Raw genomic sequence first — 9,817 nt, forward strand, 5'->3', positions numbered from 1 at the left:
GTGATGATGCCAGATATGGATGGGCTGGATACATTTAGCAAACTGCAAGCCAATCCTGCAACTCGCTCGATTCCCGTGATTTTATTAACGGCGAAAGTGCAAACCATCGATCGACAAAATTACACCAAACTCGGCATTCGATCGACGATCGCCAAACCATTTAGTCCGCTAGAATTAGCTCAACAAATTGCGACGACTTTGGGTTGGAAACTCTAAAATAGGTGCCGATCGTGAAAATTTTAGTAGTTGAAGATGATGTATTAGTAGCTCAAGCCCTGAAAATGACGCTGGGCAATCTCAAGTACACAGTTGAAGTCGCTCATGATGGGCAAGCTGGACTAGATTTTATTGAGGCATTCGATTACGATTTGTTGTTATTGGATGCCCTTTTACCCAAACTCGATGGTATCAGTCTGTGTCGTCGCGTGCGATCGAGCGGTTATATGATGCCGATCTTATTACTGACTAGCAAAGATAGCAAACACGATCGGGCGACTGGTTTAGATGCTGGCGCGGATGATTATGTCATCAAACCCTTCGAGCCAGAAGAGCTATCTGCTAGAATTCGCGCCCTCTTGCGCCGGGGTAACGATCGAGTCCAACCCGTTTTGACGTGCGAGCAGCTTACCCTCGATCCGCGCAATTATGAAGTTACCTATCGGGATCGACTGCTCAATCTCACGCCGAAAGAATACACGCTGTTAGAATTATTTCTGAGGTACAATCGGCGGTTATTTAGTTGTGGCGCGATTTTACAACATTTATGGACATATGAAGATGCACCGAGTGAAGAGGCTGTACGTACCCATATTAAGGGACTCAGACACAAGCTCAAAGCGGCTGGCGCGCCAGTAGATTTTATCGAAACCGTATATGGAAGCGGGTATCGACTCAAAGGTGATGCTAGCACTGATGTTACATCACCACGAGTCCACCCTCCCTGGCACACTGATACTGAGCGTAGTCAAAGTAGCCTAAGTAGCCTCTCCTGTGGAGCATCGACTGAATCAAACGTGCAAGTCATTACTCCAGAGCCGACAGCCAACAGCCAACAGCCAACAACCCCAGATTCGCAGCAATTTTTGACAGAAATCTGGAACCGACATTACGCGCAAACACTCGCACGAGTAGATGCGATCGAGCAAGTAATTACCGCGATTTTCGATGGCTCATTAACACCAGCAATCAGCTCGGAGGCTAAAAATTCTGCCCATACCCTCGCAGGTACCTTGGGTACATTTGGATTGACGCTCGGCTCCCAAGTCGCCAAACAAATCGAACTATTACTCACCGAAAATTTAGATCCCACACCAGCACAAGTCAGCCAAATCCAACATCATATTACCCGACTCAGACAAGAAATCATCAGTAAAACCCCGCGCACAAGTCCGGTAAAGCTCCCGACACAGCCGCCGCAATTACCGTGTCTGCTGGCAATTTCTACCGATCGAGATTTAGTCTCAGCATTGAGATCCGCCACTAGTAATTTTAAAGTTGTCACCACTACCGAACTTACTCCCAGCCAATTAGATCGATCTCCGAGCGTCATTATTCTCGACTTAGATTGTTTCTCCTGCATTGCTGATGGCTTGAGTGCATTGTCAGAATTAGAACGCGATTATCCGCAACTACCCGTTTTAGTCTTGAGTCAACCCGACACTCAGCTCTCAATTCCGTCACCAGATCCGCTCATTCCTCACAGACAAAGCTTGGCGGTAATATCGCCACCACCCTCGATCGATAGCATCTGGATGGGTACCGAACTACCCGCGAGTATTGCCGCCAGAGGTATCCAGCAGCTCCAACAGCGCATTGAAGTCGCGCGCAGGGGGGTACGACTATTTTTATCCAAACCGATACCCGCTCGGCAAATTTTGGTGGCTATCGATCGTGTCTTAGCGCGAGTCGCCACTCAAGCTAGAGTCACGATTGTCGATGACGATCTGTTACTACTCGAAGGCGTGAAGGCATTATTATCGTTGCGGGGAATGGCGGTGACGACACTCTCCGAACCCAGCCGCTTTTGGGAAACTCTAGAGGCTTCGGCACCCGATTTACTCATTCTCGATTTAGATATGCCGAGTTACGATGGCATCGAACTCTGTCGCGCAGTACGCACCGATCCGCAGTGGGCGACGCTACCGATTTTATTCCTCACCGCGCACACTGCTTCGCTAGCAATCGATCGTGTTTTTGCCGCTGGTGCTGATGATTTTGTCACCAAACCCGCCAGCGACTCTACGCTAGTAAATCGAATTGTCAATCGGCTCGAACGAATTGGGTTTTTGGGCGTAAGGGGTAGGGAGTAAGGAAGGAGTAGGAAGTAAGGAGTATGGAGTATGGAGTAAGGTATACCCAATTAATTTAGCAACAATTGAACTTTGGCGTTGCTATCTATGTATGATTTATCAAATATGCAAACGCTGAAAATCTCGGTAGGGGTAATTCATGAATTACCCCTACTGAGGTTTTCAGACATCAATTCGGCAATGCCCGAATTTTATAGCAATTACCCGACGATGCATATTCATCTAACCTGAGCATAAATTCCCCAACTATCCACCATTCACTATCCACTATTAACTATCAAACAATACCGTAGTCATATAATTTTCTGCCCACTCCATACCGAAGGCTTTTTCTAATACCCGGCGGGTTTTGTCGTTTTGTTGTTGCTTGGTAGAGTAATAATTTTGCGCCGTGACGATTTCGGCGCGCTCGGTATTACTAACCGGACTGGCTTGGGCGGCTTGTTGACAGTGAATTGTCAGCATAGTGGTAACTCGATCGAAAAACCACTGCTCTTCTTCAGGAGTAGATGGGCGGACGAAAAAGCAAAACTCTGAAAAAATGTCTGCCCAAGCGGGTAACTCGCGGGGTTGACTGAAGGTGTGAGTGGGTAATTGCAGTAGCGGCATTCGATAATTATCTGGCAATACCCGGCGCGCATTGAGTGGCGATAAATCGGCAATCGCCGCACTAATTTGCCCGCGCCCAGCGACGATATCCGAGCCAAACATCGGGAGGGCGTATTCAGGATGCGGAAACATCACACAATGGAGGATATCTAAATTCGGCCCAACTTGGGCAAGTTCGAGATGCAGTTTCCGAAATTGGGGGGTTTGGTAGCACTTATTTTCGATAACTAGCTTTTCCCCCTCCAATCGCCCTTCTACATATCCCAATTCGGAAGGGAGATGATAGGGCGAGAGATCTAGGTATTTTGCCCAGATAGATTCGATCGCGTTAGCGAGATGCTCGATTAATCCGTGTTGGCGCGATCGTAGTGATTGGGTGCTAGTTTCCATCATAAATTCAAAAGCCGATCCATGTTGTGTCATCTCCCGATCTGCGGCGGTGGGGATGACACGCATACATCGAGATTGGTACGATCTATAGACAAAGAGATACCATTATATCTAACAAATACTAACAAAGATCGGTTAAACAGTTCGGCAAAACTTCATCTTTATTTAGAACCGCTAGTTTCGCGTCAACCACTTTTGACTGTTGAGCCGCAAGACTACGCCAGAGACGAGTAAATCGAGGGTGATTTTACGTTCGTCGATTAGGAATGATTCGATCGTACTCGATGTGGTAGCTCCATCGGCACAAGAAATCGCTCGTTGACCCTGAATATTATCATCGAAGAAGTAGACGTTAAATTGACGCTTGCCGTCATTCCAGCGACCGACGACTTGACTGCACTCTGGAGATGTTTCAAAGCCCTTGACGGCGATTTTAGACCGCTCTAGCACGACTTGGAGATCGGTAACCCCTTTACCTGTGAGAGCCTGAGTGAGGGCGGGTAAATAATCTTGCGCCATGAAGTCAGCAAAAGGTTTGGCTTCGAGTGCGGGGGGCTTTTCCTTTTTAGGCGCAGCAGTTTTTTCTGCCGCTCCAGTAGGCGCACTAGCATCATCGGTAGCACCTGGCGCGGCGGGTTGAGCTTTTTTCCCAGCGGCTTCGGTTGTGGGAACTAGATTTTCTGCGGATTCTTCTACCATATCGATCGATTACGCTGCTATTAAGGGCATTTTCTTTTATGATTTTACCCCAATCACTGCGTCGGGAATAGGGGATAGGGAATAGGGGGTCGGTGATTTAAAGGGCCTAATTTTCCCCTAATCTTACCCGAACAGTTTAGCGATCGAGCAACAAAACTCCAGATTGCCACGGTCGTTAACCTTTGACACCAGCTCGCTTGCGATAACGGATCGCCAAGATCGCTCCAACGCCAACTATCGGCATCGGCCAAGTATCGGGTTCGGGTACTTGCTGGGCAACTGGTCGAGCTTGACTGATATTATTTATGATGCTCAATTCATTGGCAAAATAAGTTGGCAATCGATCGTAAGGATTGCCATCTGCACCGTCGTCAGTCACAAAGATATACCCCACATTACGACTCACCGCAGTGTTAATTATGCTTTGTAAACTCGATTCCGGAGCTTGTAAAACAAAATTGCCAAAAGTCGATGAAGGAAAACTATTGACGTAATCGCTCGGACGATTGGCAGGATAGTTTGCGCCAGTATCTTCATAAGTAATCAAAGTATTTGCCCCGCCACTATTACCTTGACGCAGAAAATCGATCGGTGCATTGCTGCCAGGATTGCCAAACACAGTCCAGTTTGCGTCAATGCCCTTAATTCCATTGTAGATTTGAGTATAGAAATCTTTCACTTGGGTAGCGGTAAGATGGGGATTAGTACCTGCCTGAATCCCAAATTCATCTACAAAAATTCCACTGATAATATTGGGATACAATGTCTGATAGGCTTGGGCACAGCTAACAACAGTCTGAACGGTACTTGGTTGACATGACGCTGTTGGGTTGATTAATTGCCCCACATATCCCGATGGCACATAACCGATGAGCGTGCCGCCAGCATTAGCAAAGTCCGTGTAGACTTGTTGATAATAAGCTCGATCTCCAGCGGTACCAGCTCCGGTATTTGGATTGACGATCGCGACAATCGGCAGTTGGTTGCTTGCTCTTTGAGCTTGTTGAGCGGCAATCAACGTATTCCAATCAGCAGTACCATTAGGAGTACTAGCGGGTGGCAGACCAGTCGGAGATGGAGCAAAATAGGCTGGGACGACCAGTTGTACTGCATTGGCAGGCAACTGCAACAGCCCAAATAGCGAAACTAAGTTTGCTAGTACGGTGATTTTATTCATTGTTTTTAAATAGGCTTTAACAATTACAAATTAAGCTAAGAACTTCGACCTAACTATTTACAAACGAGTGAAATATCTGCTGCTATAAAAATATTCATGGTTATTTTTTATTGTTTGACTCACAGATAAGCATCAATGGTTGAAATAATTTATGATGGCTTCAGTTGTAAATATAGCGATCGAAGAACTACTCTCAGTTTCCTGTAGATAGTCAGTGAAGGCAACCGCAAAAACACTGAATTAGGACATAAAATTCATTTCGATCGATTGCGACCTAATGTAGAAGTATTATGAGAGATTTTGACAATCGAGTGAGATATCGCCTCTGTTTCAGCTTCAGAATGATTTTTGGATGATAATAGACTGTAAAGATTGCCATTACCCATTTCACAATTTATCATTTGATGCTGAGTCAACTATTCGACGGTGCTAACTTATTCGTCCTGCCATTTTGGGCATTAATGATTGTTTTACCCAAATGGGACATTACCCGCAAAGTAATTTCATCGCCCCTCCCCTTCGCCACCCTCGCGGGCTTATATATTTACCTGCTCGTTGTCGCAGTCAACCCCGAATCAGCAGCGGCTCTGGCTAATCCCAAATTAGCTGACATTGCCCGCTTTTTTGCCGATGAAGGGGCGGCGGCTGTGGGTTGGGTACATTTCCTGGTGATGGACTTATTTGTCGGGCGGTATATCTATTTAGAAGGGCAACAGAAGGGGATAATTACCATCCATTCGCTGATTCTATGTCTATTTTTTGGCCCAGTCGGGTTACTATCGCATCTGACGACTAGCGCGGTTGTCGATCGACTCAAACCAGCTACCCCCACATCCGAGCCGGGATAATCGATTCTCTCGGCAAGAGAGACTACGTCAACGAACATCGGTCAACCTGGGGTTATTTAACCAAAGCAATGGGTTTGAGCCTGAAACTTTTTAAAAACTGGCGATCGATCTAGTAGACTGAGGATCGAAAAATCAGGTGTAAGTCGATCGTGCAGCAATTAGTTCTTTCCCGTCAAACCATCGTCATCACATGCTGGTGGTTATTGGTGCAATTATTCACGACATCGGTACGAGCGCAGCAGCCACAAGTAGCACCACCAGCACCGCCAGCACCGTTACCCGCAGTTTGTACCAGCCAAATTTCGACAGCTATAAATGCGATCGTCGATCGACCGGAATTACGCCGCTATCGGTGGGGAATTGTCGTCCAGACTTTAAATAGCAATACTCAACTTTACAACCGGGATGGCGATCGATTATTTATTCCAGCTTCTAATGTCAAGTTGATTACCACAGCAGTGGCTCTGCGCCAGCTAGGGACGACAACGCGACTAAGAACTTCTATATATCAACTGCCGAATACTGGCAATATGACTAATCTGTTAGTAGTAGGTAGAGGCGATCCTAGTTTGACGGTGAGTGGCTTACAATCGATCGCGCAACAACTCCAGCAGCGGGGGATAAAACAGATCGGACAACTTAGTTTCGACGATGGTTATTTTCGGGGGGCACAGATTAACGGCGATTGGGAATGGGGAGATTTATCGACTGATTATGCGCCCGCAATTAATGGTCTGATGTTAAATCAAAATTCTAATCCACTAATAGTAAGTTCGGGGCGAGTCGGGATGCCGCTTCAATATACCTGGCAAGATCCGAGTTTAAATAATTGGCAAGTCGATAACCAAAGTCTGACGGTTCCCACCAGTCCAGCAGGTAATATTAATGCGATCGCAATTTTTGGTAAGCCGACAATTCGGTTGACAGGTCAACTTGCCATTAATTCTACACCCACTCAGATCGATTTACCGATCGTAAATCCAGCCGAATCTTTTATTAGTGCCTTGCGGCAAAATTTAACTCGATCGGGAATGACGATCGCGAGTACGCGGTTAGTATTGGGACAAGCTACAATAAATTTACCAGAAATAGCAGCTATTAATTCCCCCACCATTACCGAACTAATTACTGAAACCAATCAGCGCAGTAATAATATCTATGCCGAAGTTTTACTTAGATCGATCGGGCGCACTCATCCCGAACACTATACTAGTAGTGAAGACACCAGTAATTTAGGCATCGCTTTAGTCAAACAAAATCTCACGGCAATGGGTGTCGATTCCCAAGCATATAGTCTCCGCGATGGCTCTGGTTTATCCAGACATAATTTAGTTACGCCGACTGCATTCGTGCGTGTATTATCCACAATGGCGACAACACCAATGGGACAAATCTACCGTGATTCTCTCCCTTTATCAGGAGTAAGCGGTAGTCTCAAAAATCGGATGCAAGGAACTGTCGCCCAAGGCATCGTCCGCGCCAAAACTGGAAGCCTTAGTGGTGTTGCCAGTTTATCTGGCTATATCAACCCACCTCAATACTCACCTTTAGTATTTAGCATCATTCTAAATCAGCACGATCGACCGACATCACAGATGGTCAAGGTTATCGATGAGATTATGGTAGTGTTAGCCCGATTAAAACAGTGTTAAATATTGCTAATTTAGAGTAGGAGCAATTCATGAAGCGGCGGTTTTATTCGGAGGTTCCCTCCGAATAAAAAACTGACAAGACACTACCCCTCCTCTACATTTGGATTAGTCTATAATGGCGGATAATAATGGACTAAAAACTTACTTCTAGGTACTATAGCAATCCTAAATGAAAAGCTATCCGATCTTCTTTCTTTCTCTGCGCTCTCCGTCTTGATGCGCTTTTTACGTCGGGGAACCCGACGAGCGCGCATCGCTGCGCCTCTGCGGTTAAAAACATCAGTGATTAATTTGAAAATGATTTAGGATCGCTATATCCACTAGCAGAAGTGTTGAATGATAGAAACAACTAGTAGAAAATGACCCCCATTCAGATAAAATGGAGGTGATTAAAAACAAAAAACTAGTTAGTATGCTATCAAATTTTCCAAGCATAATCAATAAATTCTTGGGCGACCTTCCCAAAGATGATTATCCAGTGCTGGACACCTTCAAGTTTGTATCATGTTGGTTGAGCTTCGTAATGGATCAAAGCCAATCTAGCATGAGAGATTTATTTAAAAGGTTGAATATTAGAGGAATAGATATGGATATATCAACTTTCTCTAAAGCTAGCAAAAAGAGAAATCCAGTTGTATTTCATGATTTATTCTCAAGATTAAGAAGTGAGCTGAATAAACAGAAAAATATCGACCCGAAAGCTCTAGTATTATTCCCAATTGATTCGACAATTATATCCTTGACAAGTAAATTGCTCTGGAAAGAAGGATATCACCAAGTAAAGCTGTTTAGCGGCATTAATTTATTAACAGCAGAGCCAGGTGGAATATTAATCCATTTTGGACAAGGACATGACAGTAAATATGGAGAAGAAACCATAGCAGCGACACCGAAGAATGGGGTTAACATAATGGATAGAGGATTTTGTAAGCTGGAAAGAATCAAGGAGATGATTCAAGATAAAGAGCGATATTTTGTCATGAGAATAAAGAATGATATGAGCTTAAAGATGCAAGAGAATGGTAAGTTTTTAGTGGGGACAGGGGCAAAAAAGGTAGAGTGCCGAATTGTTAACTATTGTGATTTAGAAGAAAGAACTGAATTCAGACTAGCAACTAACTTACCAGAGGCAGGAGAATTCGCAGTAAACAATGAAGAAATTGGAGAATTTTATCGAAGTCGCTGGCAGATTGAATTGTTGTGGAAATTTTTAAAGATGCACCTAAAACTGGATCGATTAATAACCAAAAATATTAATGGAATCGAGATTCAGATATACTGTTGTTTGATTGGGTATATTGTGTTACAGCTAGTAGAGATTCCTAAAGAATTTGGAAGTAAAGCATTAGATAAATTGAGGTATTTGCAAGCCTTCATGTGTGAAAATATTAGCTATGTGCATTGGTTTAGGAAAATAGTATTTTAGGCATAATAATAGCCTTTCACAGGAATGGTGTACCCATTTCTAGGAGGTATGCGTTTTAACATTCAACACTTCTGACTTATGCCATGTCTTTCCACCATTATTTGTGTATAGAATTAAGTCTTTTGAATTGGGTCTAGAACTTTTTAAACTTATCCATATTTGTTCCCGGTCTTCCGTATTAATTTTAGTCATAGACTGAACGAAACTTCTTCTATAAGGATCTGGAATGATTTTCCTTCGCATTCTTCGGAAGTCATCTGTTTCGATAATAAAGTTTGTCCCACCCAGATAGTCTGTTCCAAATATTATTTTTCCATCACTTTCTATCAATGAGGTATGACCGCCCATTTGCCAATGAAATCTATTAAATAAATTCCATCTTAGCTTTTCTAAATCGGCAGACACAATCGGATCGCTTATCCATAACTTTTTCTGGTTATCTCCATCTGTTAAAATCAATTTATTTGCGAATTTACAATATCTGATTATGTGAATATGCTTATTAATTCCTTTCTCAAATAAGAAATCTATTCTTTTCCAAGTTACTCCTCGATCGGAAGTATAATATAGATATGGTATCGTTAGCCACCGCCCCCTTCTGGCATCCCAAATCGAGCCATATTCACCGATGATAACCGTACCAAAAGGAGTCTCTGTAATTCCGGTTAGTGGTAAAACCCAACTTTCTGGGTTGCTTAATTTTAACG

General features: G+C 44.0%; 8 protein-coding genes and 1 pseudogene. 5 read left to right on the plus strand and 4 right to left on the minus strand.

Going from position 1 to position 9,817, the window contains the following annotated elements; translation table 11 throughout:
- A partial coding sequence (locus Q0R35_RS01360) for a response regulator (RefSeq protein ID WP_295613706.1) occupies positions 1-216 on the plus strand: 216 nt, incomplete at its 5' end.
- A 14-nt stretch (positions 217-230) separates the two neighbouring features.
- On the plus strand, positions 231-2,309 hold the full coding sequence (locus Q0R35_RS01365; protein ID WP_295613708.1) for a response regulator: 2,079 nt from the start codon (positions 231-233) through the stop codon (positions 2,307-2,309).
- A gap of 270 nt (positions 2,310-2,579) precedes the next feature.
- On the opposite strand, the gene Q0R35_RS01370 is transcribed toward Q0R35_RS01365, so the two are convergent.
- The 3 genes from Q0R35_RS01370 to Q0R35_RS01380 all read right to left on the minus strand — a co-directional run bounded on the left by Q0R35_RS01370 (position 2,580) and on the right by Q0R35_RS01380 (position 5,184).
- Positions 2,580-3,311, minus strand: a complete 732-nt coding sequence (locus Q0R35_RS01370) for a phycocyanobilin:ferredoxin oxidoreductase (RefSeq protein ID WP_366944797.1) — start codon at positions 3,309-3,311, stop codon at positions 2,580-2,582.
- A 171-nt stretch (positions 3,312-3,482) separates the two neighbouring features.
- Positions 3,483-4,007: a DUF2996 domain-containing protein gene (locus Q0R35_RS01375; protein ID WP_295613710.1), complete on the minus strand. Its 525-nt coding sequence runs from the start codon at positions 4,005-4,007 to the stop codon at positions 3,483-3,485.
- A gap of 175 nt (positions 4,008-4,182) precedes the next feature.
- On the minus strand, positions 4,183-5,184 hold the full coding sequence (locus Q0R35_RS01380) for a spherulation-specific family 4 protein (protein ID WP_295613712.1): 1,002 nt from the start codon (positions 5,182-5,184) through the stop codon (positions 4,183-4,185).
- Between the two features lie 401 nt (positions 5,185-5,585).
- Between Q0R35_RS01380 and Q0R35_RS01385 the strand changes: the two genes are divergently transcribed.
- The 3 genes from Q0R35_RS01385 (at position 5,586) to Q0R35_RS01395 (ending at position 9,110) form a co-directional block, all read left to right on the plus strand.
- Entirely contained in the window at positions 5,586-6,032 is a 447-nt protein-coding gene (locus Q0R35_RS01385; RefSeq protein WP_366944796.1) for an ABA4-like family protein, read from the plus strand.
- A gap of 149 nt (positions 6,033-6,181) precedes the next feature.
- Positions 6,182-7,684 (plus strand): D-alanyl-D-alanine carboxypeptidase/D-alanyl-D-alanine-endopeptidase, encoded by a 1,503-nt coding sequence (gene dacB / locus Q0R35_RS01390; RefSeq protein WP_295613716.1) that lies wholly within the window; start codon positions 6,182-6,184, stop codon positions 7,682-7,684.
- Positions 7,685-8,096: 412 nt separating this feature from the next.
- The gene (locus Q0R35_RS01395) at positions 8,097-9,110 is read left to right on the plus strand and encodes an IS4 family transposase (RefSeq protein WP_295613718.1); all 1,014 of its coding nucleotides are present in this window, start codon (positions 8,097-8,099) and stop codon (positions 9,108-9,110) included.
- Between the two features lie 39 nt (positions 9,111-9,149).
- On the opposite strand, the pseudogene Q0R35_RS01400 reads toward Q0R35_RS01395, so the two are convergent.
- Positions 9,150-9,817: pseudogene (locus tag Q0R35_RS01400) on the minus strand (exo-alpha-sialidase); the annotation flags it as partial.

It is taken from the genome of Chamaesiphon sp. GL140_3_metabinner_50, assembly GCF_025361915.1.
Lineage (GTDB): Bacteria > Cyanobacteriota > Cyanobacteriia > Cyanobacteriales > Chamaesiphonaceae > Chamaesiphon.

Bases quoted from the DNA above. Each gene is read 5' to 3' on its own strand.
- Q0R35_RS01370 (WP_366944797.1), bottom strand. From the start codon at position 3,311: ATGATGGAAACTAGCACCCAATCACTACGATCGCGCCAACACGGATTA.
- Q0R35_RS01375 (WP_295613710.1), bottom strand. From the start codon at position 4,007: ATGGTAGAAGAATCCGCAGAAAATCTAGTTCCCACAACCGAAGCCGCT.
- Q0R35_RS01380 (WP_295613712.1), bottom strand. From the start codon at position 5,184: ATGAATAAAATCACCGTACTAGCAAACTTAGTTTCGCTATTTGGGCTG.
- Q0R35_RS01395 (WP_295613718.1), top strand. From the start codon at position 8,097: ATGCTATCAAATTTTCCAAGCATAATCAATAAATTCTTGGGCGACCTT.